Below are 21,533 nucleotides of genomic sequence, written 5' to 3'. Positions count from 1 at the left end.
GTCGATCAACGGAACTGTCGCAGGAACCGCAGGTCGTTCTCGAAGAACATCCGCAGGTCCTTGACGCCGTAACGCAACATGGCCAGACGTTCGACCCCCATACCAAACGCAAATCCCCGGTACTCTTCCGGATCAATGCCGCAATAACTGAATACTTTCGGGTGCACCATGCCGCAGCCCATAACCTCCAGCCACTTGATGCTGCCGTCTTCCTCCCGGCCCCACTCGATGTCCACCTCGGCCGACGGCTCGGTGAACGGGAAATAAGAAGGCCGGAAACGAACCGCCAGGTCACGCTCGAAGAAGACCCGCAGGAACTCTTCCACGGTGCTCTTGAGGTCGGCAAAGCTGACGTTCTTCTCCACCAGCAGACCTTCAACCTGATGGAACATCGGGGTGTGGGTCATGTCGGAGTCACAGCGATAGACCCGCCCCGGGCAGATCATCCGATACGGCGGCTCGGAAGCTTCCATGGTCCGCACCTGCACCGGCGAAGTATGGGTGCGCAACAGGGTGCCCGGATTGAAATAGAAGGTGTCGTGCATGGCACGGGCCGGGTGGTGGCCCGGAATGTTGAGGGCTTCGAAGTTGTGGTAGTCGTCTTCGATCTCCGGCCCCTGCTCGACACTGTAGCCGGCCTGGGCGAAGAACTGCTCGATACGTTGCAGGGTACGGGTGACCGGGTGCAGGCCACCCAGGTCCTGGCCGCGTCCGGGCAGGGTCACGTCAATGGATTCGCTGGCCAGACGGGCATCCAGGGCAGCCTGTTCCAGGCCGCTGCGACGGGCGTTGATGGCCTGTTCGACCTGCCCCTTGGCTTCGTTGATCTTCTGGCCGGCGGCGGGACGCTCCTCGGCGGACAGCTTGCCCAACGTCTTGGCCTGTTGGGTAATCACCCCTTTCTTACCGAGGTATTCGACACGAATCTGATCAAGCGCCTGCAGACTGTCGGCCTGTTCTACCGCAGCCAGACCGTCCTGAACGAGTTGCTCCAGGTTTTCCATTGCCCCTGCTCCACACCAGAATGGGAAATTCTCTTGACGACTCCGCTCGGCGCGCGGCAGCGCGATACCGGAGTCCATAACAAAAAATAGGGGAAGAGCGTGCCCTTCCCCTATCATCGGGTGTCAAACTGACACCCTTAATCGATCTGCAATCGATGAAAGAGCTAAGCGATCACAGGGACGCTTTTGCCTTCTCAACCACAGCGGCAAACGCCTGCTGCTCGTTCATGGCCAGATCGGCCAGAACCTTACGATCGATTTCAACGTTTGCCTTCTTCAGGCCAGCGATCAGACGGCTGTAAGACAGGCCGTTGGCACGGGCACCGGCGTTGATACGCGCGATCCACAATGCACGGAACTGACGCTTGCGGTTGCGACGGTCACGGTAGGCGTACTGACCCGCCTTGATGACCGCCTGCTTGGCAACGCGGAATACACGGCTACGAGCACCGTAGTAACCCTTGGCCTGATTCAGAATCTTCTTGTGACGACGACGTGCAACCACGCCACGTTTTACGCGAGGCATATTTCAATCCTTCTCGTTAACCAGTGAGCGTTAATTACGCGATCATACGCTTGATAGAAGCCACATCAGACTTGGCGATCAGCTTGGTACCACGAAGCTGACGCTTACGCTTGGGGCTCTTTTTGGTCAGAATATGACTGGTGAAGGACTGCTTATGCTTGAAGCCGTTAGCGGTTTTCTTGAACCGTTTGGTGGCCCCGCTCTTGGTTTTCATCTTAGGCATTTTTTAAAACTCCGCATTCTATAGTCGATAAACGCATGTGTTTCTGAACGACAAATCCCCCGCGCCAGCAGGGGATCAGCCTACGGTCCAGAATCACTTCTTCTTACGGGGCGCCACCACCATGGTCATCTGGCGACCTTCCATCTTCGGTCGCTGTTCTACCTGGGCCAGCTCTTCAATATCAGCTTCGATCCGGTTCATGAGCTGCATACCGATTTCCTGGTGTGCCATCTCACGGCCGCGGAAGCGGATGGTGATTTTGCCGCGGTCCCCGCCTTCAAGGAAACGTATCAGGTTGCGTAGTTTGACCTGATAATCCCCTTCTTCGGTTCCTGGACGGAACTTCAGCTCTTTGACCTGCGTCTGCTTCTGCTTTTTCTTGGCAGCCGCCTTGGCCTTTTTCTCTTCGAAGATCTTCTTCCCGTAGTCCATTATCTTACAGACGATCGGATCGGAATCCGTGACCTGAACCAGATCAAGAGAAGCTTCTTCGGCCCGCTTGAGTGCATCCTCAATAGGTACGATACCAACCTGTTCGCCTTCCGCATCAATCAGACGGACTTCGGTCGCCACAATGTTCTCGTTGATAGGTGCGCGTGGAGCGCGTCCACCCCGATTCGCTCGCTGTTTAATAGTTAGATCTCCGTTTTAAATTTTGCCTTTACGTTCAATTGCTTCGGCCAGAATGGCTTCGAACGCTTCCAGCGTCATGGTACCCAGGTCCTCGCCTTTGCGGGTTCTCACCGCAACGGCGCCGGCTTCAACTTCTTTGTCGCCGACCACGACCAGATAAGGCACCTTGTTTAAAGTATGCTCGCGGATTTTAAAGCCGATCTTCTCGTTTCTCAAGTCAGCATTTACCCGATATCCGAGGGATTGCCATTTTTCCGCAATATTTCGGCAGTATTCCGCCTGACTGTCAGTGATGTTCATCACCGCCACCTGGGTCGGCGACAGCCAGGTCGGGAATGAGCCTTCGTACTCCTCAATGAGGATGCCGATGAAGCGCTCGAAGGAGCCCAACACCGCCCGGTGCAACATCACCGGCGTACGCCGCTCGGAGTTATCCGCCACGTACTGGGCGCCAAGGCGACCCGGCATGGAGAAGTCCACCTGGATGGTACCGCACTGCCACACCCGGCCGATACAGTCTTTCAGGGAGAACTCGATCTTCGGTCCGTAGAACGCCCCCTCACCCGGCAGTAGTTCCCAATCCACGCCTTCGCGGTTGAGCGCCTCTTCCAGTGCGGCCTCGGCCTTGTCCCAGACTTCGTCGGACCCCACCCGTTTCTCCGGTCGGGTCGAGAGCTTGTAGAGAATTTCCGAGAAACCGAAGTCCGCATACACCTCGTGCAGCAGCTCGATGAAACGGGAAACCTCTGCCTGGATGGCGTCTTCTTCACAGAAGATGTGGGCATCATCCTGGGTAAAGCCGCGCACCCGCATAATACCGTGAAGTGCGCCGGAAGCCTCGTTACGGTGACAGGAGCCAAACTCGGACAGGCGCAGCGGCAAGTCCTTGTAGCTCTTCAGTCCCTGGTTGAAGACCTGGATGTGACACGGACAGTTCATCGGCTTGATGGCAAAGTCGTGCTTCTCGGATTCGGTGGTGAACATGTCATCACCGAACTTGTCCCAGTGTCCGGATTTTTCCCACAGGGTACGGGAGACCACCTGGGGCGTCTTGATTTCCTGGTAGCCATGCATACGCAGCTTGTCACGCATGTACTGCTCGATCTGCTGATAGACGGTCCAGCCATTGGGGTGCCAGAACACCATGCCCGGCGCCTCTTCCTGCATGTGGAACAGGTCCAGTTTCTTGCCGATTTTGCGGTGGTCCCGTTTCTCGGCTTCTTCCAGGCGATGGAGGTACGCCTTGAGGTCTTTCTTGTTGCCCCAGGCGGTGCCATACACCCGCTGCAGCTGTTCGTTGCTGGTATCGCCACGCCAGTAGGCGCCCGCAACCTTGGTCAGCTTGAACGCTTTCAGCTTACCAGTGCTGGGCACATGGGGGCCACGGCACAGGTCGATAAAGTCGCCCTGACGATAGAACGACAGGTCTTCCTCACCGGGAATGTCTTCGATGATGCGAACCTTGTACTCCTCGCCCATCTCTTCAAACAGCTTGACCGCTTCGGCGCGGGACAGTACCGAGCGGGACACCGGAATGTCCTGCTTTGCCAGCTCGCCCATCCGCTTCTCGATGCGCGCCAGATCCTCGTTGGTGAACGGACGCTCAAACTTGAAGTCGTAGTAGAAGCCATTGTCCACCACCGGCCCGATGGTGACCTGGGCACCCGGGAACAGCTCCTTGACGGCCATGGCCAGGAGATGAGCTGTGGAATGGCGGATAATGTCGACACCGTCTTCATCACGCTCGGTGATGATCGCAAGCTCGGCGTCGTCGGCGATTTCAAAGCTGGTATCCACGAGTTTGCCGTTAACACGACCGGCAACGGCCGCCTTGGCCAGGCCAGCGCCGATATCGGCGGCAACATCATGGACGGTTACAGATTCCGCAAAACTGCGGTGGCTGCCATCAGGCAGGGTAACTACAGGCATGGTTTACTCCCATCAGCATCAGCGGTGATCCCTACGTAAGACCACATGTTATTCGGTATGCCGCGATACAGGACGCGGTCCGGGACCGGGCATTCTATCAGCGCCTCCGGTGGGATGTCATGCACAGCCGCAGTGGTGCACAATAGCTCGTTTGTGCCGCGAACCATGGCGGCCCATCGATTCAGGGATCAGAAGGAGGAACAGGGTGCGTATTCTGGCTTTCCATAACCTCAAGGGTGGCGTGGGCAAAACCGCTGCAGCCGTCAACATTGCCTATCTGGCCGCTCAGGCGGGCATCCCCACCCTGCTCTGGGATCTCGACCCCCAGGGCGCAGCCAGCTGGTATCTGGGGGACGATCCGGACGTCAGTGGCGAGAAGGTCTCCCGCCTGATCAAGGGCAAGACCCCGGTCGGCAAGCTGATCCATGATACCCCGTACGACAAACTGGACCTGATCCCCGCCCACAGCAGCTTTCGCAACCTGGACGTCAAGCTGGCCCAGGGCGAAGGGGACGGAGCACTGAAATCCTGGCTCAATCCGCTGTCGGAAGACTATGGCCTGGTGATTCTCGACTGCCCGCCGTCGCTGTCCCATCTCGCGGAGCAGGTTCTGGCCACCGCCGATCAGGTGTTCGTCCCCACCATCCCCACCTGGCTGTCCGCCAACAGCTGGCAGCAACTGCACGACTTCATGAAAGAGAAGAAGCTGAAGCCGGCGAAACTCCACCCCTTCCTGTCACTGGTGGACCGCCGCAAGAACCTGCACCGTCAGGCACTGGAGGGAGACGTCTTTGAACTGAAGCGAAAAATGCGGGCCTACATTCCCTACGCCAGCGACATCGAGCGCATGGGAGAGACCCGGCAGCCGGTACCGGTGATGGCTCCGCGTTCAGCGGCGGCGCATGCGTACAGACTGTTGTGGCAGGAGATGCGCCGGATAGCGCGACTGTAGGGGATGTAGGGGACGCCAAGGCGTCTTTGGCAGATTTCGCCGCTGCCCCCCCCTTCCCGCAACGGGAAGGGGGGGCAAGCGAGCATCAGGCCGCTTCAGCCAGCTCCTCGCGGGAGCGCCGACGCAACTGGCCGTAGGCCACCACACCCAGCAGCAACAGCGCCGGGATAAACATCAGCTCTTTCGGCGGCCGCTCCAGCTCCACCTGCACCGCGTCAACGGTCCAGCCAAAGTAGATGCCGGCGTCTTCCGCAGCACTGCCAAAGCCAACGAAATCCACCACCATCTGGTCGCCGTTCTGGCTCAGTTCCAGCCCCGCCTGCATCAACCGGTCGCTCGGGCTCTCACCCGCCGGCAGCGGCAGCTTGACGTAGGTGGAGATATCGTCCCCATCCACCGACATGCCGGACGCCTTGATCACCAGAGGCGCACCGTCCGGCACCTGATCGACGTGCGCCATGATCTCGGTACCGGGATAATCGGCGGTCTCCGGATAGACCATGTCCCACCAGAAGCCGGGCCGGAACAGGGTGAAAGTGATCAGCAGCAGCAGCGCGGTTTCCCACTTGTGGCTGCGGGTGAACCAGAACCCCTGGGTAGCCGCCGAGAACACCAGCATCGCCGTCACCGCGCTGAAAATGGTCACCAGCAGGTCAAACCAGCCTGACAACCCGATCAACAACAACTGGGTGTTGAAGATGAACATGAACGGCAGGATCGCGGTACGAATGTCGTAGGTGAAACCCTGAACACCGGTGCGGATCGGGTCCGCCCCCGATATCGCCGCGGCGGCATATGCCGCCAGCCCCACGGGCGGCGTGTCGTCCGCCAGGATACCGAAATAGAACACGAACAGGTGGACCGCAATCAGCGGCACGATCAGGCCGTTCTGGGCACCCAGGGTCACAATGACCGGCGCCATCAGCGTGGACACCACAATGTAGTTGGCGGTGGTCGGCAGGCCCATCCCCAGGATCAGGCTGATCAGCGCGGTGAAGATCAGCATCAGCAACAGGTTGCCGCCGGAGATAAACTCGACAAACTGGGTCATCACCAGGCCAATACCGGTCAGCGTCACGGTACCAACCACAATACCCGCGGTCGCCGTCGCCACCCCAATACCCACCATGTTGCGGGCACCGGTAACCAGGGAGTGCAGCAGATCGCCCACCCCAGTGGAGAAGCTCTGCCCCAGTTGGCCGTGCTTGTGGAAGAAGGCCTTGAGCGGGCGCTGGGTCAGCACGATGAACACCATGAACACCGTCGCCCAGAAGGCAGACAGCTGAGGCGAGAAACGCTCGACGGTCAGGCACCACACCAGCACCACCACCGGCAGCAGGAAGTAGAGACCGGTCTTGACCGTCGGCCCCACTGGCGGCAACTCATCCATGGCCCTTTCAGGATCATCTTCCGGCAGTTCCGGGAAGCGGGTGGCGTACCACACCAAGCCGATGTAAACCGCCAGCAACAGCGGGCCCAGCACCCAGACGGCGGCAGCGCCCAGTAAGTCTTTAGTCCAGCCCACGCCGTAGTAGACCGCCAGGGTCAGCACGCACAGTCCCAATGCCAGCACCACCCAGTTCAGCATGCGCTGGGCCATGGTCGGACGGTTGAGGCGCTCGACGCCCTGCATCTTCAGCTTGCACGCTTCCAGGTGCACGATGTAGATCAACGCGACGTAGGAAATCAGCGCAGGCAGGATGGCGTGCTTGATCACCTCAAGGTAGGAAATACCCACGTACTCCACCATCAGGAACGCAGCTGCACCCATGATCGGCGGGGTCAGCTGGCCATTGGTGGAAGCCGCCACTTCGACAGCACCGGCCTTGGTGGCCGGAAAGCCCACCCGCTTCATCAGCGGAATGGTAAAGGTACCGGTGGTCACCACGTTGGCAATCGAGGAGCCGGAAATCACCCCACTGAGACCACTGGAGACAACCGCCGCCTTGGCGGGACCGCCCCGCATATGACCCAGCAGCGCATAGGCGACCTGGATGAAGTAGTTACCAGCACCTGCCCGCTCCAGCAAAGCGCCAAACAGCACGAACAGGAACACAAAGCTGGTGGAAACCCCAAGGGCTACACCAAACACGCCTTCAGTACCCAGCCATTGGTGCGACGCCAGTTTTTCCAGACTTGCGCCTTTGTGAGAGATCACATCCGGCATGTAGGGGCCGGCCAGGGCGTAGGTGATGAACACAGCCGCAACGATGGTCAGCGGCAACCCCAGGGACCGCCGCGTGGCTTCCAGCAGCAGTACCAGGCCGCCCAATGCCACGATCATGTCCTGCAGGATCGGGGCGCCCGGGCGGGTGGCGAGTTGATCGTAAAATACGTAGAGGTAACTGGCGGAAAACGCCGCAGCAAGCGCCAGTACCCAGTCATAGACAGGGACTCGGTCAATGTGTTTGCCCTTGATCATGGGGAAAGCGGCAAACGAAAGGAAAGCGGCAAATGCCAGGTGGATCGAACGCGCCTCAGTGGAGTTGAAGATGCCGAACTCCACCAGATACGGCAGCGGCGACGCGATCCAAAGCTGGAACAGTGACCAGCACAGAGGAACCAGAAAGAGGATTACAGCAGCAGGTCCGGTGGCAGCCCTGCCTCCAGACTCGGTTTGCAGGAACTCGTCGACGTTCGCCTGTTCCTGGGGGTTATTGGCTCTGGGCTCACCATTGGCCATAGTTACGTCCTGTCAGAGGTTTCAAACGGCTGGAAACAACAGCGGGCATCTGAAATGCCCGCTGTCTGGTTGGCAAGGGATCAGTCGATCAGGCCGACTTCCTTGTAGTATTTGAGGGCACCCGGGTGCAGAGGCGCACTCAGGGCGTCGGCAACCATTTCTTCCTTCTGCAGGTTGGCAAAGGCCGGGTGCAGACGCTTGAAGGTGTCGAAGTTTTCGAAGACCGCTTTGACCACTTCATAGACCACATCATCAGCAACGTCGGAAGAGCTCACGAACGTAGCAGCCACACCGAAGGTGGTGACATCCGCCTCATTGCCACGGTACATGCCGCCGGGAATGGTGGCTACACGGTAGTAAGGGTTGTTTTCAACCAGCTCGGCAGTGGCGTCGTTGTCCACGTTAACCAATACGCTGTCGCAGGACGTGGTGGCTTCCTTGATCGCTCCGGACGGGTGGCCCACGGTGTAGAAGAACGCATCGATGTTGCCATCACACAGCGCCTGGGACTGCTCGGCAGCTTTCAGCTCGGCGGCCAGGGAGAATTCGTCCAGATCCCAGCCCATGGCGTCCATCAGTACTTCGGCGGTCGCACGCTGGCCAGAACCGGGGTTGCCAACGGAGACGCGCTTGCCAGACAGATCCTCAAAGCTGCGGATGTTGGAGCCCTTGCTGGCTACCACGGTGAACGGCTCCGGGTGCAGAGAGAAGACCGCCCGCAGCTTCTTGTTGGCGCCATCGTCTTCAAAGCCGCTGGTGCCATTGTAGGCATGGTACTGCCAGTCAGACTGGGCGACGGCGAGATCCAGCTCACCCTGGCGAATGGCGTTGAGGTTGTAGACAGAGCCACCGGTACTTTCCACCGAACAGCGGATGCCGTGCTCCTTGCGATCCATGTTGACCAGACGACAGATCGCGCCACCGGCCGGGTAGTAAACGCCGGTAACACCACCGGTACCAATCGTCACGAACCGCTGGTCAGCGGCGGAAACAGACATGGAAGCCGAGCCGAAACCGACTGCTGCTGCCATCGCCAAAGCGGAGAAGTTCTTTCGTAGTGCCATGAGCTCATCCTTTTTCTTCATCGTTATCATTAACCGCCCGCACACACTGGTGCAGGCAGACTACGTCTACGCATAGAACATAGACCAGTTCCCTGGGTAAATAAAGGAACGATTGCCACCCTAACCTTTTGAGCGAGCAACAAAAAAGCCCGTTAAAAACGGGCTTTTCCGGAAGCGGCGCCAAATTTACTTGGCAGACCGCGCTTTGGCAACCATCCGCTCCGGCCGGAGCAGGAAACGGGCCAGGGCCGGCAGCAGCCAGATCGCGCCCACCATGTTCCAGAGGAACATGAAGAACAGCAGGAAGCCCATGTCGGCCTGGAACTTGATGGGTGAGAAGATCCAGGTCACCACACCCAGTCCCAGGGTCACGCCAGTGAAGATAACCGCCTTACCGGTGGACCGCAGGGTCTCAAAGTAAGCCTCCTGCAGGGTCTTGCCTTCGAGCAGGAACTTCTCCAGCTTGCTGTAGATATAGATGCCGTAGTCGACACCGATACCCACCCCTAGGGCGATAACCGGCAGGGTTGCGACTTTGATGCCGATTCCGGACACCGCCATGATCGCCTCACACAGAATGGAGGTCAGGCCCAGCGGCACCACAATACACAGAACCGCACGAATCGACCGGAAGGTGACGAAACACAGCACACTCACTACGCCGTAGACGAACAGCAGCATCATGTTCTTGGCGCTGGAGATCACCTCGTTGGTGGCGGCTTCCACCCCGGCGTTACCAGTCGCCAGCAGGAAGTTGTGTTCTTCATTGCTGTTCTGAGCGGCAAAGTCCTCCACCTCTGCAACCACGGTCTGCAGGGTTTCGGCTTTGTGATCTTCCAGGAACACCAGCACCGGCGTCAGACTGCAATCGGTGTTGATCAGGCCCGGAGGTGCCTCACGGATGGACGCATTGATGATGGTCTGGTTGCGGGAGATCTCGTACCACTTCCAGTTACCCTCGTTGAGAGCCTTGGTCACGGTCTTGGAAACATCCGCCAGCGACGCCGTGGACTGAACGCCCGGAGTGTTCTGCAGCTCCCACTGCAGACTGTCCATCGCCCTGAGCACATTGTACTGAGTGCACTGCTCGACCGGCGTCTCCACCATCACCACCAGAATGTCGGCACTGGTGGAGTAGTTGTCGATGATAAAGGCGTTGTCCTTGTTATAGACCGAGTCGGGCCGCAGTTCCGGTGCGCCCTGATCCAGGTCGCCCACTTTCAGGTCCTGCTTGTAGTACAGACCCAGCCCCAGACCCAGCAAGGCAATCAGCAGGGAAATCGGCGCCACTCCCGGATGGGAGAAGTACGACATGATCCGCCATTTGCGGTCCTGCTTCTCGCCGTGGTTCTGAACATGGCGGACACCGCCTTTGGTAATGCCGATGTAGGACATGATCAACGGGTGCAGAACCAGGTTGGTGACAATCACAATCGCCACGCCCAGGCCCGCGGCAACCGCCAGGTCCTTGATCACATCAATCTGGATGAACAGCAGGGTCAGGAAACCGAAGGCGTCCGAGATCAACGCCAGCATGCCCGGAATGTACAGAGCGCGGAACGCCAGCCGGGCCGCCGTGATCGGATCAAAGCCCTTGGCGGCTTCCAGCGCCATCGCATTCACCACCTGAACACCGTGACTGATCCCGATGGCAAACACCAGGAACGGCACCAGCACCGAATAGGGGTCGAGCCCATAGCCCAGCAGGCGCAGCGCCCCCAGTTGCCAGAACACCGCCACAATGGAGGAGAACACCGGTACCAGGGTGCCGGCGATACAGCGGGAGTAGCCGTAGAGCAGCAGCGTGGTCAATACGATGGTGATGCCGGCAAACCAGGCTATGGAGCCAATGCCCTCGATCAGGTCACCGACCTTCTTGGCAAACCCGACAATGTGGATTTCGACGTTGGGATTCTGACCTTCGTACTTGGCGCGGATCTTCTCTTCCAGCTGGCGGGAGAAGGCCGCGTAGTCCAGTGGTTCACCGGTTTCAGGGTTGGTCTCATACAGCGGCGCGTACACAATGGTGGACTTGAAGTTGTCCGCCACCAGCCGGCCCACCTGATTGGAGCGCAACACGTTCTGACGCAGATTCTCCAGGCTGGCCGGCGAGCCGTCATAACCATCGGGAATCACCTCACCGCCCTGGAAGCCCTGCTCGGTCACCTCAACCCAGCGGACATTGGGAGTCCACAGGGATTTCAGCCCGGAGCGGTCCACGCCATCGAGATAGAACATCTCGTCGGTGATCTGCTTCAGAGTATCCATGTACTGGGGATCAAAGATGTCCCCATCCTTGGCCGCCACGGCCACCCGCACAAAGTTGCCCAGATTACCGAGGTCGTCCCGGTGCTCGAGCATGTTGACGATGTAGGGATGCTCCAGCGGAATCATCCGCTCGAAGCTGGCATCCGGCTTGATCTTGACGGCGTTGTAGCCCAGAAACAGGGTCAGGATCAGGAAACCGAACAGGATAATTGCCCGGTTGTTGAAAATAAGCCGCTCCAGGAACGGCTCGGCCTTGGGCGTGGTCAGGTAATGCTCGCCCTTGTCATGCATCCGGTTGGACATTCAAAAAGCCCCTCTTCCTTTTGTTCAGTTATGTCGCAGCAGGGCGAGTTACAGATCTCTTCCACGGGCGTCGGTCCGGTGTACACCGTCCTCGCCCACGATCAGAATGTCGGTGTCCGATACCGGCACCACGCTCATCACCCCTGCCCGCTCACTGCGGAAGTGTTCACGGAAGCTCTCGGCACCGTTCCCGCTGACCAGCACGGCACCGCCATTGCCCACCAGGGTAATGCGGCCGTCTTCGGCCACCGCGCCATCGTTGAGGGTGGCCTTGGCATCGTTGGGGACAAACTTCCAGCTCTTGCCCAGATCGGTTGACAGCAGGATGTTGCCCCGCAGGCCAAACGCCAGGATTTCATTGACCTGACCGGTGCTGATCACGCCAAACAGTGACCCCTCGTAGGGGCTGGTGCGCAACTCCCAGGTTTCGCCATTGTCCACGGAGACATGAATCTGGCCGGCCTCACCCACGATCACCAGGGCCCCGCCGGTAATGCGGGTAATGGCATTGAGGTGAAAACCGGTGGGGTTTTCCAGCTGACCCGACCAGTCCTGCCAGGTCTCACCGCCGTCCCGGGTGCGTAGAATCATGCCGTAAGCGCCAACTACAAACCCGTGCTGATCGTTCTCGAACCACACGTCCAGCAGCGGGTTAACCGGCCCGATGTCCAGATCTGCGCGGAGGTTATCCAGCGAGAACAGCAGGTCGTCCAACGCCCACTCCAGATCTCCCTTCTCTTCTTCCGGCGCTTCTGCAATCCGCGCTTCCAGGGCTTCAGCCCGCGCTTCTTTGCCCTCGATGGCCAGCTTCGCCGCACCGATGCCCGTCAGTTGCACCGACCAGGTGTCGCCACGGTCATCACTGTGCAGCACCACGCCGCTGTGCCCAACCACCCAGCCTTCATTGGCCGTTGGGAAGTCCACACCGGTGAGGGTGACCGACACCGGCACCTGCCCCTGGGACCAGTTGGCGCCTTCATCGTCGGAAACGATGATATGCCCCCGCTCCCCCACCGCAATGATGCGGTCGCCCGCTGTCGCAGCGTCGGTGAGCAACTGGGAGGGAGCCAGGCTGGTTTCCCTGGCCGGTGTTTCAATCACATCCGCTAGAGCAAACGCTGCCGGGGCGGACAGTGCCATGGACAGGCCAAAGCATGCCGCGCCGAGAGCCTTGCACGTTACACGTGTAGCCATTCGATACGCCTATCTTGTAGTAATAATTAGTAATAATGATCTGTGTCTCTGTTGCGATCCCCTTGATCGCGATTCAGCTACCCACGTCGGCACCGTGACTGGTGCCGATCACGCTCACTGCTGGGCAGCCGCAACAACTCCGCTGGTGATCAGCGGACACTCCGGCGACGCAGTGAGGCGGGAGAGAAATAACGCCGGTTTGGCACATCGTCCGTGAAGACACGGGTTCCCGATTCCTCGGTATCCAGTCCCAGCACGTGGTAACGGCGGGCCTGCAAGTCATGGTAGACATCGAGCACAGTCCACACACCCGGCAGCTCGTAGTAGTTCTTCGCCAGGCCCATGGTCACCCGCCACAGCTCACCGCGGCTGTCGTACTGGTCGACCAGCAACACGTTCCAGCTGTCGGCATCGACATAGAACCGTCGCTTGGAATAGATATGCCGGGCGTCATCCTTGAGCGTCGCTTCAACCACATGCACCCGGTGCAACTCCCAGCGGGTCAGATCCGGGTTGATGTGGGACACCCCGAGAATGTCCTCGTAGGGCGTACCGGCCTTGCTCACCAGGTAGTTGTTGTAGGGAATGTACATTTCCCGCAGGCCCTCGTAGCGCCAGTTATAGCGATCGAGTGCACCGTTGAAGATGTCGGTATCGTCGGCAGTACGCAGGTTGTCCGACGCCGCAATGGGGGAATCGTAACCCAGGTTCGGAGCCCGCCGGACACGCCGCTGACCGGCGTTGTAACCCCAGCCATAGCGGGGATTGACGATCTGGTTCAGGGTTTCATGAACCAGCACCGCGCCACCGGCCAACCGTGGTGGTGACTGAGTAAACGAGAGGTAGTAAAAGATGATGTTGTCCAGCTCATCTTCGCCCCCCTCGGGGTTGTAGAAATTGAAGAACACTTCCTGCTGGGACGTCACCAACGAATAGTCGCCATCGCTCTGAACCGCCACCTCGCTGGAACGACGGGTCGCACTGATGCCCCGCCAGCGGGTCAGGTGGTTCCAGATCACCTGCCAGGCTTTCTCTTCGTTGTTGCCATGGAGAATGGGGAACGGATAACCACCGAAGGCGCCTTCAAGGCCGGCGCCCTCGCCCACGATGCGAGCGCTGGTGGCATTCTTGCGAATGTTGTCTGCCACCCAGTCCGGTACCGCGTGAGTACGCCGGCTGATGTAGACCGGTAGCCGGAACGTGGTGGGGTAGGTTTCCAGCATCGCCTTGACGCCATCCGGCAACCGCTCTTCATACACCGCCATGTTGCTGGCATTGATGGTAAAAAGCGGCTTGTCCTGGGGGAAAGGATCGATGTGATGCTGCCCTGAGCCCTCATAACCTGCTGGCGGCGTTGACAGGCCGCCATCCCAGGCCGGGATGGTGCCGGCTTCGTTACCGGCTTTCTCCGAACCGAACGGAGTCAGGTCGCGGCCAAGCCGCGAGGCCTCGCTGGAAGAGACCGCGCCGAATGCCGGTGCGGCCGCTACGGTAAGCGCTAAAAGACTGCCCAGAAGAACGTTCTTGTTATTTCTCATTGTCTTTCACCTTAGGTGCGTCTGGAAGACCAACAGGTGGTGGGAGCCTTTAGCGGCTCCTCAGGTTTTTATCATGGACTACTGACTCATAGCATCGAAGGTTAGCCGAAGAGCCCTCTGGGGGCATCGACCGAAAGTGCGATTTTGCCGACCGGGTCTCAGGACCCGGCCAGGCTCTTGTGGACAACTTCATAGACATCCCGCGACAGACCGTCCTTGTCCCGGATCATCTCCAGCGCGGTTTTCATGCCCTCGCGGTAAACCGGCGCAAACTTGCGCCAGCGGGTCAGAGGCGCCACCAGGCGAGCAGCGATCTGCGGATTCAGATCATCCAGGCGCCGGACCTGTTCCGCCAGGAAGCGATAACCGGAGGCGTCGTCCTGGTGGAATTCCGACAGGTTCTGGCCGGCAAAGGCACCGATCACCGAACGCACCTTGTTGGGGTTGGTCCATTCGAACGCCGGATGGGTCAACAGCGCCCGGATTTTGCCAAGATGCCCCGCTTCAGTACTCGCGGCCTGCACCGAGAACCACTGCTCCACCACCTGGGGGTCGTCCTGCCAGCGCTGGTAGAAACCGTCCAGCACTTCACCACGTTCTGCAGCGAAACCGGAATTTACCAGTGCCCGCAGCGCGCCCATCTGGTCGGTCATGTTGCTGGCCCGGTCGAACTGGACCCGCGCCAGATCACAGGCCTCGGCATCGTCGATGTGCAGCAGCCACGCCAGTGCGGTATTGCGGAGGCTACGGCGGGCGATGGCCTCTGGCGTGAGTTGGTAATCGCCACTGTCGTCGTTGCGGTGGTAGCAGGCCAGCAGGTCTTCCCGCAAGGTCTCGGCCAACGTGGTCAGGACCTTTTCCCGGGCGCGGTGCAACGCCTGAACATCGGCCTCTTCGGCCAGTTCGATCAGATAGGCCAGGGACGGCAGATTCAGCATCTTGGCCACCAGCGCCTGATCCAGCGTGGCGTCATTCAGCAGCTGCCGGTATGCGTCGATCAGGCGGGCATCCACCTCTCCATCATCCGCCTGCCCCTCGAGTGCCTGGATCACATCAACCGCCAGGCGTTGGCCGGCATCCCAACGATTGAAGCCATCACTGTCGTGGCTGGCCAGGAACATCAGCTGGTCCCGGGTCCATGGGTAATGCACCCGCACCGGCGCGGAGAACCCCCGCAGCAGAGACGGTACCGGCCGCTCCGCCAGGCCATGGAACTCAAAGGTATGCTCGGTATCGGTCAGTTCCAGGACCCGGGAAACCGGTGCTTCGGTGTCACTATCCGCCAGCGCTAGCGACAGGTCCGCGCCATCCGCCCCCAGCAGCCCCAGGGCAAAGGGGATGTGCTGGGGCTGTTTGTCGGTTTGCCCCGGAGTGTCCGGGATGCGCTGCTGCACCTTGAGACGATAGACGCCCTTGTCGGCATCGTACTCGTCGCTGACATCCAGTACCGGCGTACCGGCTTGCTCGTACCAGCGACGGAACTGGCTCAGGTCGCGGCCGCTGGCATCCTCCATCGCACGGACAAAGTCATCGGTGGTAACGGCCTGGCCATCGTGACGCTCGAAGTAGAGATCACTGCCCTTGCGGAACAGCTCCGGCCCCAGCAGGGTGTGGATCATCCGCACCACCTCGGCGCCTTTCTCGTAGATGGTCAGCGTGTAAAAGTTGGAGATCTCCATGTAGGACGCCGGGCGCACCGGATGGGCCATGGGGCCGGCATCTTCGGCAAACTGGGCCGTCCGCATCAGGGTAGCATCCTCGATCCGTTTGACAGTGGGCGACCCCATGTCCGCTGAGAACTCCGCATCGCGGAAGACCGTAAAGCCTTCCTTGAGGCTGAGCTGGAACCAGTCCCGACAGGTGACCCGGTTGCCGGACCAGTTGTGGAAGTACTCATGGGCGACGATGGCTTCAATGCGCTGGAATGCCGCATCCGTCGCGGTATCGGGGCTGGCCAGAACGCAGGAGGAGTTGAAGATGTTAAGCCCCTTGTTCTCCATCGCCCCCATGTTGAAGTCGTCCACCGCCACAATCATGAAGATATCCAGATCGTACTCCCGGCCGTAGACCTCCTCATCCCAGCGCATGGAGCGCTTGAGGGAATCCATCGCGTGGTCGCACTTCTGGGCATTTCGGGATTCAACGTAGATGCGAAGATCAATGTCCCGGCCCGAGCAGGTGTGGAAGGTGTCGCGCTTCTCCACCAGGTCACCGGCGACCAGCGCGAACAGGTAGCAGGGTTTGGGGAACGGATCTTCCCAGGTGACGAAATGCCGGCCATCCGCCAGCTCACCACGATCGACGTCGTTGCCGTTGGACAACAGCACCGGATAGGCGGCCCGGTCCGCCTCAATGCGGGTACGGAATCTGGCCATCACATCGGGCCGGTCGGGGAAGAAGGTGATACAGCGGAACCCCTCCGCTTCGCACTGGGTGCAGAACATGCCGGACGACTTGTACAGTCCCTCCAGGCGGGTATTGTTCTGGGGCTCAATCCAGGTCACCACTGTCAGCTCAAAGCGGTCCGGCACCCCCGGCACCACCAGTTGCTCACCCTTGAGCTGATAGTCGTTTTCCGGCACCGCTTCGCCGTTCATCTGAACCGACTCCAGCACCAGGCTGTCACCATCCAGCACCAGCGCCTCGCCCTGATCCGGGAACTCCGGATTGCGGCGGATGCTCAGGGTGCTGTGAACCCGGGCGCCGTCTTCGAACAGCTCAAACCGAAGGTCCACATGATCGACCAGGAACGCCGGGACCTGGTATTCGCTCAGGTAGATGGTTCGTGGCTGATTCGTTCGCATTGCGTTCTCCCTACAACAGGTGCGGCCGACCGCCGCACGGGATGTGATTCTTCCGACACCGGCGCTCAGTCCTGTACCCGGACGCGGACCTCATAGGCGGTGTACTTGCGGATATTGATGACGCCGGTATCCAGCATCAGGTACTGGCCCTTGATGCCCTCGAGACGACCGGTCACCAGCGGGGTTTTGTCAAGATTATGGCTTTTCACCTTGTCCGGCCAGACCTGGACCGGATAACTGAAACTCACGCACTCCTCCGTCACCTCGCGGATCGCGTCGTCACCATGCTGCTGCCTCAGGGCAGCCAGCTCCTCCTGGATCAACCCCAGCAGATGGCGCTTTTCCGCCTCCAGATCGATCGGCGGCGCCTCCCCCTTGAGCATGGTGCGCCAGTTGGTGCGATCAGCCACATGCTGCTTGCAGGCCACCTCAACGAGGCCGGCCAGTTGCCGGGTTGCCACCCGCAGCATTGGCACCGCGGTAATCGCGCCCTGGTCGACCCAGCGGGTAGGAACCTGGGACGCCCGGGTGATACCAACTTTGACACCGGAGGAGTTGGCCAGGTACACCACGTGTTCGGTCATGCAATGGGTTTCACCCCATTCCGGCTCGCGGCAGGTACCTTCGTGATAGTGGCACTTCTCAGGACTAACAATGCAGGAGTCACAGGCAGCAAGCCGTTTGAAGCAGGGGTAACAATGGCCCTGACCGAAACTCTTGCGGGTACTGCGGTCGCAGTGGATACAGCGGATGGTACCGGTGAATTCGAGGCTGATGGGATGCCCTATCAGGGCATTGAGGGCAAGACTCTCGTCCCCTACCCGCAACACGTATTCGACGGGATCGGAGGCGGTAACGGGCATCTTGCGCAGACGCCCGGTGACATCAATAGCGGTCGACAAGGGGCACCTCAGCTCAGGATACGGATCGGAGCCGCGTCATCGGAGCTGCCACAGGTCTCCCCCTCTGCCTTCTTGCCGCGATCGATATAACCAACCCGTTCTTCCTCCGGGACATTCTTGCTCTCATAGTAAAGCACCGCCTCCATACAGAGCTCACGCTGTTCGGCGCTCAGAACCCGACCGTCCGGCCATTTGCCCAGTTCCACCGCCTGACGCAGGCTCTGGTACACCGTCGGGTCCATGCGTTCAATCAATTCTTGGTACGTCATCACAGTTTCCTGCTTCGCATCGAAAAAATTTGGAAAAAAACCGTGTCAGGGGTTGAACAAAACAAATGATAACAATTATCATTACTTCACCAAATGACGACGGTCGTTAGCATTTGGTCTCTCTCATCAGGAGCTTAACTGCTCATTCACGCCCCACCTTTTGGTGGGGCTTTTTTTTGCGTCTGTCTCAGGCAATTCGCCAGACACTCCTCAAGCTGTCCCTGCCGTAATACGTTTTCTGCGAACGTTTTTTTCGAACTTTTTTCCGATTTCTGGAGGAATCGGCTTGACCCATTAAATGATAACGATTATCGTTAACTCACCAAATGACAACGGTCGTTTGCATTTGGTCTCTCTCATCAGGAGCTTAACCGCTCATTTACGCCCCACCCTTTGGTGGGGCTTTTTTTTGCCTGGATGCTGTCAGATAACCGTCAGTGACGGGGCTTGCGTGCTGGCAACACCAGGCCCAGCAGCAACCCGGCCAGCAGACCACCGAGATGGGCAGCGTTTGCCATACGGCCCAGACCCAGCAGCTCCGGCAACGGCGTAAAGCCGAACAGCACCCAAGCCACAGCCAGAACCGCCAGGGCGGAGGGGAACTGGAACCTGGGCTGGCGCCTCTGGCTCAGCCAGCAATAACTCACCAGGGCATACACCACCCCGGAGAGTCCACCAAACAGCGGCCCGGTGGTGAAATACTGCAAACCATTGGACAGCAGGCTGCCCACAACAAACAGCACCAGCAGGCGGCCACGGCCGTCAATCCACTCCACCTGACTGCCCAGGAACCACAGCATCACCGAGTTGAAGATCAGATGCGGCCAGCTGAAATGCAGAAAATCCGGCGAGACCAGCCGCCAGACTTCCCCGCCGGCCAGAGTCGAGGTCAGCGCCGTCAGCCGTTCCGCCATGGTATCCCAGGGGTAGACCCTCGGATCGACCACCATCAGGGCCGCAGAAAGAATGCTGCGCCCCAGATCGGTGGCAAAGGCCACCATGATCGCTACCCCGATCATCGCCATGACCAGCGGTGCGTGGCCCGGTGACGCCTGCCACCGGCCACTGGGGTGAAACGGCGATCCCGGCTTGCGATCCGGACGACTGTGACTCTGGGGCGACGCCAGGAACTGCCGCAACGCTTCCAGCACCGGCTCGGCCTGGTCTGGGTTTTCCAGCCACAGCACCTGGTGGTTGCCTTCCGCAGTGATGCGGTGACCAACCCCCTGCTGCTCCAGCCACTGGCTGAAGGCCGCCAGGTTGACGTCGGTTTCCAACTGCTTGATGCGGTACAAGACTACCTCGCCACGCTGTCTTCGGTATAAGGGTCTTCCGATTGTTCCGGTCGCTCCACTTCCACGTAGACAAACTTGTCCTTCGACAGTTCGCGCTCATCGTCCATGCGATAGGCCACCAGCTTGCCGTACTTGACCGCGCTGTAGTCGATGCAGGCCACATTGGGGGTGATCGGAGCCGGGTCGCCGTCCATCCAGTAATGGCCGACGAACACCGGCGGCTCACTGGTGGGGTAGCTCAGCAGCTGACCCCGATCCCGCTCTGACAGCGGCCGACTGGCCACCTCCGGCGGCAGCGGGTCGGGCTGGAACACCACATCCTGATAGGTCTGCGGGTTCTGGGCCCAGAACTTGGTGCGGAAAAATTCCCGCACGTAGCCATCCTTGCCGGTGATCGCCATGCCCTCCGGCAACTTGAGGTCGGTTCCCCTCAGCAGCGTATCCATCACCTGGCCGGCGAAGGATTCCAGTGCCGAGGAGGCGTGCAGGAAGTCCTCATCAATGCAGGCGCCATGCTGGCTGTCCTTGAACTGGCGGATCAGGTGGTCGTCCCAGCAGGCGTGGACAACACGGAAGTGGTCTTCCTCAATGAACAGCGGCACGGTGTAGAACCACTCCAGGAATTCGTTCCACTCCTGGGGGTAGTGCTCAAACTGTTCCAGGGTCTCGTGAATCAGCCGGTCGTGGCGGGGGTTGTGCTCCCGCAGCCACTTCTTGCCACTGCCCGCACGGGCCCGGGTGCAGTAGCCCAAAGCGTTGTATTCGTGGTTGCCCATCACCATCCGGGCCGAGCCGTGCTCGACCATGTCCCGCACCAGGTGCAGAGCTTCCCGGATGCGGGGGCCCCGGTCGACGATGTCGCCAATGAATATCGCCTGCCGGCGGGGATGCTCGTAGATGCCGTTTACCTTGCGGTATCCCATCTGCTCCAGCAGACGCACCAGAGTATGCGCACAACCGTGCACATCTCCGATGATGTCGTAACCGCGGCTTGCGGACTTGTCGTGTTGTACCGCCATGATCAACTCGCTGCTATCTCACTCGCCCATCCCAGTTTGTCCCGGCATGTTGCGTAAAAGTTGTGGTCCGTCGGATGAATCAGGCGGATCTTGAAGGGTTTCTTGGTGATGCGGATGATGTCGCCGGGGGCACAGGCAATGTTCATCTGGCCATCAAAACTGACCTGGGGATAGGCTTCGTTGGTCTCGCCAATCACCAGTTTGATCTCACTCTTGCCGTCTACCACGATGGGGCGGCTGCTGAGGGTGTGGGGGAACATCGGCACCAGCACAATCGCATCCAGTTTGGGGTGCATGATCGGGCCACCCGCTGACAGTGAGTAAGCCGTGGACCCGGTCGGAGTGGAAACGATCAGGCCGTCTGAACGCTGGCTGTAAACGAAATGACCGTCAATGAACAGGTCAAAGCCGATCATCCGAGTGGATTTGCCCGGATGCAGCACCACGTCATTCAGCGCTGCGCCAAACCCCAGGGCCTGACCGTTACGCTCAACACTGCCATCCAGCAGAAAGCGCTTCTCCTCGATGTAGTCACCTTCCAGCACCTTGGCAAGGCGCTGTTCCAGATCTGACGGCGAGATATCGGTGAGAAAACCCAGCCGGCCACGGTTGACCCCGAGCAGTGGCACGTTCGACTTGGCCAGCTCCCGCGCCGCACCCAGCAGACTGCCATCGCCTCCCACCACAATCACCAGATCACAGATCTCGCCGATCAGCTTCTTGCTGGCAACCTGCAGACCGTGACCAGGCAGCATGCCGGCGGTATCTTCCTCAATGATGACGTGATAGTTTTCGGCCATGAGGTACTGTTTCAGCTGACGCAGGGACTCGACAACCTTGACGCTGCCCATTCGTCCGATAACGCCGATGTTCCTGAATTGATCCATGTAGATTCCTGTGGCTGGCAAGGGAAACACGGACACCCCG

The 21,533-nt window shown here is 59.6% G+C and carries 17 protein-coding genes; 1 reads left to right on the top strand and 16 read right to left on the bottom strand.

Going from position 1 to position 21,533, the window contains the following annotated elements:
- Window positions 1–5: 5 nt before the first annotated feature.
- The 5 genes from pheS to thrS all read right to left on the bottom strand — a co-directional run bounded on the left by pheS (window position 6) and on the right by thrS (window position 4,315).
- Window positions 6–1,004: a phenylalanine--tRNA ligase subunit alpha gene (gene pheS / locus MLD24_RS10030; RefSeq protein WP_227171828.1), complete on the bottom strand. Its 999-nt coding sequence runs from the start codon at window positions 1,002–1,004 to the stop codon at window positions 6–8.
- 172 nt (window positions 1,005–1,176) lie between these two features.
- Complete coding sequence (gene rplT, locus MLD24_RS10025) at window positions 1,177–1,530, bottom strand: 50S ribosomal protein L20 (protein ID WP_091814168.1); 354 nt, start codon at window positions 1,528–1,530, stop codon at window positions 1,177–1,179.
- Window positions 1,531–1,564: 34 nt separating this feature from the next.
- Complete coding sequence (rpmI, locus tag MLD24_RS10020; protein ID WP_227171829.1) at window positions 1,565–1,753, bottom strand: 50S ribosomal protein L35; 189 nt, start codon at window positions 1,751–1,753, stop codon at window positions 1,565–1,567.
- A 93-nt stretch (window positions 1,754–1,846) separates the two neighbouring features.
- Window positions 1,847–2,386, bottom strand: a complete 540-nt coding sequence (gene infC, locus MLD24_RS10015; RefSeq protein ID WP_227176141.1) for a translation initiation factor IF-3 — start codon at window positions 2,384–2,386, stop codon at window positions 1,847–1,849.
- Between the two features lie 15 nt (window positions 2,387–2,401).
- Window positions 2,402–4,315: a threonine--tRNA ligase gene (gene thrS / locus MLD24_RS10010; RefSeq protein WP_227171830.1), complete on the bottom strand. Its 1,914-nt coding sequence runs from the start codon at window positions 4,313–4,315 to the stop codon at window positions 2,402–2,404.
- A 205-nt stretch (window positions 4,316–4,520) separates the two neighbouring features.
- On the opposite strand from thrS, the gene MLD24_RS10005 reads away from it, so the two are divergent.
- Window positions 4,521–5,267: a ParA family protein gene (locus MLD24_RS10005; RefSeq protein ID WP_248166525.1), complete on the top strand. Its 747-nt coding sequence runs from the start codon at window positions 4,521–4,523 to the stop codon at window positions 5,265–5,267.
- An 85-nt stretch (window positions 5,268–5,352) separates the two neighbouring features.
- Here MLD24_RS10005 and MLD24_RS10000 read toward each other — a convergent pair whose 3' ends face one another.
- The 11 genes from MLD24_RS10000 to MLD24_RS09950 all read right to left on the bottom strand — a co-directional run bounded on the left by MLD24_RS10000 (window position 5,353) and on the right by MLD24_RS09950 (window position 21,493).
- Window positions 5,353–7,950 (bottom strand): TRAP transporter permease, encoded by a 2,598-nt coding sequence (locus MLD24_RS10000; protein ID WP_248166524.1) that lies wholly within the window; start codon window positions 7,948–7,950, stop codon window positions 5,353–5,355.
- A gap of 80 nt (window positions 7,951–8,030) precedes the next feature.
- Entirely contained in the window at window positions 8,031–9,014 is a 984-nt protein-coding gene (locus MLD24_RS09995; RefSeq protein WP_227171833.1) for a TAXI family TRAP transporter solute-binding subunit, read from the bottom strand.
- 186 nt (window positions 9,015–9,200) lie between these two features.
- The gene (locus tag MLD24_RS09990; RefSeq protein ID WP_248166523.1) at window positions 9,201–11,585 is read right to left on the bottom strand and encodes an efflux RND transporter permease subunit; all 2,385 of its coding nucleotides are present in this window, start codon (window positions 11,583–11,585) and stop codon (window positions 9,201–9,203) included.
- A gap of 48 nt (window positions 11,586–11,633) precedes the next feature.
- Entirely contained in the window at window positions 11,634–12,779 is a 1,146-nt protein-coding gene (locus tag MLD24_RS09985) for a WD40/YVTN/BNR-like repeat-containing protein (RefSeq protein ID WP_248166522.1), read from the bottom strand.
- Window positions 12,780–12,928: 149 nt separating this feature from the next.
- Window positions 12,929–14,317: a DUF1329 domain-containing protein gene (locus MLD24_RS09980; protein WP_248166521.1), complete on the bottom strand. Its 1,389-nt coding sequence runs from the start codon at window positions 14,315–14,317 to the stop codon at window positions 12,929–12,931.
- A gap of 158 nt (window positions 14,318–14,475) precedes the next feature.
- Window positions 14,476–17,121: an aminopeptidase N gene (pepN, locus tag MLD24_RS09975; protein ID WP_248166520.1), complete on the bottom strand. Its 2,646-nt coding sequence runs from the start codon at window positions 17,119–17,121 to the stop codon at window positions 14,476–14,478.
- A gap of 65 nt (window positions 17,122–17,186) precedes the next feature.
- Window positions 17,187–17,984 carry a DUF2797 domain-containing protein gene (locus MLD24_RS09970; protein ID WP_248166564.1) on the bottom strand — a complete coding sequence of 266 codons (798 nt, stop codon included), beginning with the start codon at window positions 17,982–17,984 and terminating at the stop codon, window positions 17,187–17,189.
- A gap of 47 nt (window positions 17,985–18,031) precedes the next feature.
- Window positions 18,032–18,292: a YeaC family protein gene (locus MLD24_RS09965; protein WP_248166519.1), complete on the bottom strand. Its 261-nt coding sequence runs from the start codon at window positions 18,290–18,292 to the stop codon at window positions 18,032–18,034.
- Window positions 18,293–18,726: 434 nt separating this feature from the next.
- A complete protein-coding gene (locus tag MLD24_RS09960; RefSeq protein WP_248166518.1) occupies window positions 18,727–19,587 on the bottom strand; it encodes a rhomboid family intramembrane serine protease in 861 nt (286 codons plus the stop codon).
- Window positions 19,588–19,589: 2 nt separating this feature from the next.
- Complete coding sequence (locus MLD24_RS09955) at window positions 19,590–20,606, bottom strand: metallophosphoesterase (protein WP_227171841.1); 1,017 nt, start codon at window positions 20,604–20,606, stop codon at window positions 19,590–19,592.
- Window positions 20,607–20,608: 2 nt separating this feature from the next.
- On the bottom strand, window positions 20,609–21,493 hold the full coding sequence (locus MLD24_RS09950) for an NAD(+) kinase (RefSeq protein ID WP_227171842.1): 885 nt from the start codon (window positions 21,491–21,493) through the stop codon (window positions 20,609–20,611).
- Window positions 21,494–21,533 lie beyond the last annotated feature (40 nt).

Origin of the sequence: Marinobacter xestospongiae (assembly GCF_023156385.1) — a bacterium.
GTDB classification, from domain to species: domain Bacteria; phylum Pseudomonadota; class Gammaproteobacteria; order Pseudomonadales; family Oleiphilaceae; genus Marinobacter; species Marinobacter xestospongiae.
This window is presented reverse-complemented; position numbering and strand designations above follow the sequence as displayed.

What these genes read in the sequence shown, in the direction of transcription:
- MLD24_RS09995 (WP_227171833.1), bottom strand. Translation starts at nt 9,014, where the DNA reads ATGGCACTACGAAAGAACTTCTCCGCTTTGGCGATGGCAGCAGCAGTC.
- thrS (WP_227171830.1), bottom strand. Translation starts at nt 4,315, where the DNA reads ATGCCTGTAGTTACCCTGCCTGATGGCAGCCACCGCAGTTTTGCGGAA.
- pheS (WP_227171828.1), bottom strand. Translation starts at nt 1,004, where the DNA reads ATGGAAAACCTGGAGCAACTCGTTCAGGACGGTCTGGCTGCGGTAGAA.
- MLD24_RS10000 (WP_248166524.1), bottom strand. Translation starts at nt 7,950, where the DNA reads ATGGCCAATGGTGAGCCCAGAGCCAATAACCCCCAGGAACAGGCGAAC.
- MLD24_RS09950 (WP_227171842.1), bottom strand. Translation starts at nt 21,493, where the DNA reads ATGGATCAATTCAGGAACATCGGCGTTATCGGACGAATGGGCAGCGTC.
- pepN (WP_248166520.1), bottom strand. Translation starts at nt 17,121, where the DNA reads ATGCGAACGAATCAGCCACGAACCATCTACCTGAGCGAATACCAGGTC.
- MLD24_RS09990 (WP_248166523.1), bottom strand. Translation starts at nt 11,585, where the DNA reads ATGTCCAACCGGATGCATGACAAGGGCGAGCATTACCTGACCACGCCC.
- MLD24_RS09970 (WP_248166564.1), bottom strand. Translation starts at nt 17,984, where the DNA reads ATGCCCGTTACCGCCTCCGATCCCGTCGAATACGTGTTGCGGGTAGGG.
- MLD24_RS09955 (WP_227171841.1), bottom strand. Translation starts at nt 20,606, where the DNA reads ATGGCGGTACAACACGACAAGTCCGCAAGCCGCGGTTACGACATCATC.
- MLD24_RS09980 (WP_248166521.1), bottom strand. Translation starts at nt 14,317, where the DNA reads ATGAGAAATAACAAGAACGTTCTTCTGGGCAGTCTTTTAGCGCTTACC.
- rpmI (WP_227171829.1), bottom strand. Translation starts at nt 1,753, where the DNA reads ATGCCTAAGATGAAAACCAAGAGCGGGGCCACCAAACGGTTCAAGAAA.
- MLD24_RS09985 (WP_248166522.1), bottom strand. Translation starts at nt 12,779, where the DNA reads ATGGCTACACGTGTAACGTGCAAGGCTCTCGGCGCGGCATGCTTTGGC.
- MLD24_RS09965 (WP_248166519.1), bottom strand. Translation starts at nt 18,292, where the DNA reads ATGACGTACCAAGAATTGATTGAACGCATGGACCCGACGGTGTACCAG.
- rplT (WP_091814168.1), bottom strand. Translation starts at nt 1,530, where the DNA reads ATGCCTCGCGTAAAACGTGGCGTGGTTGCACGTCGTCGTCACAAGAAG.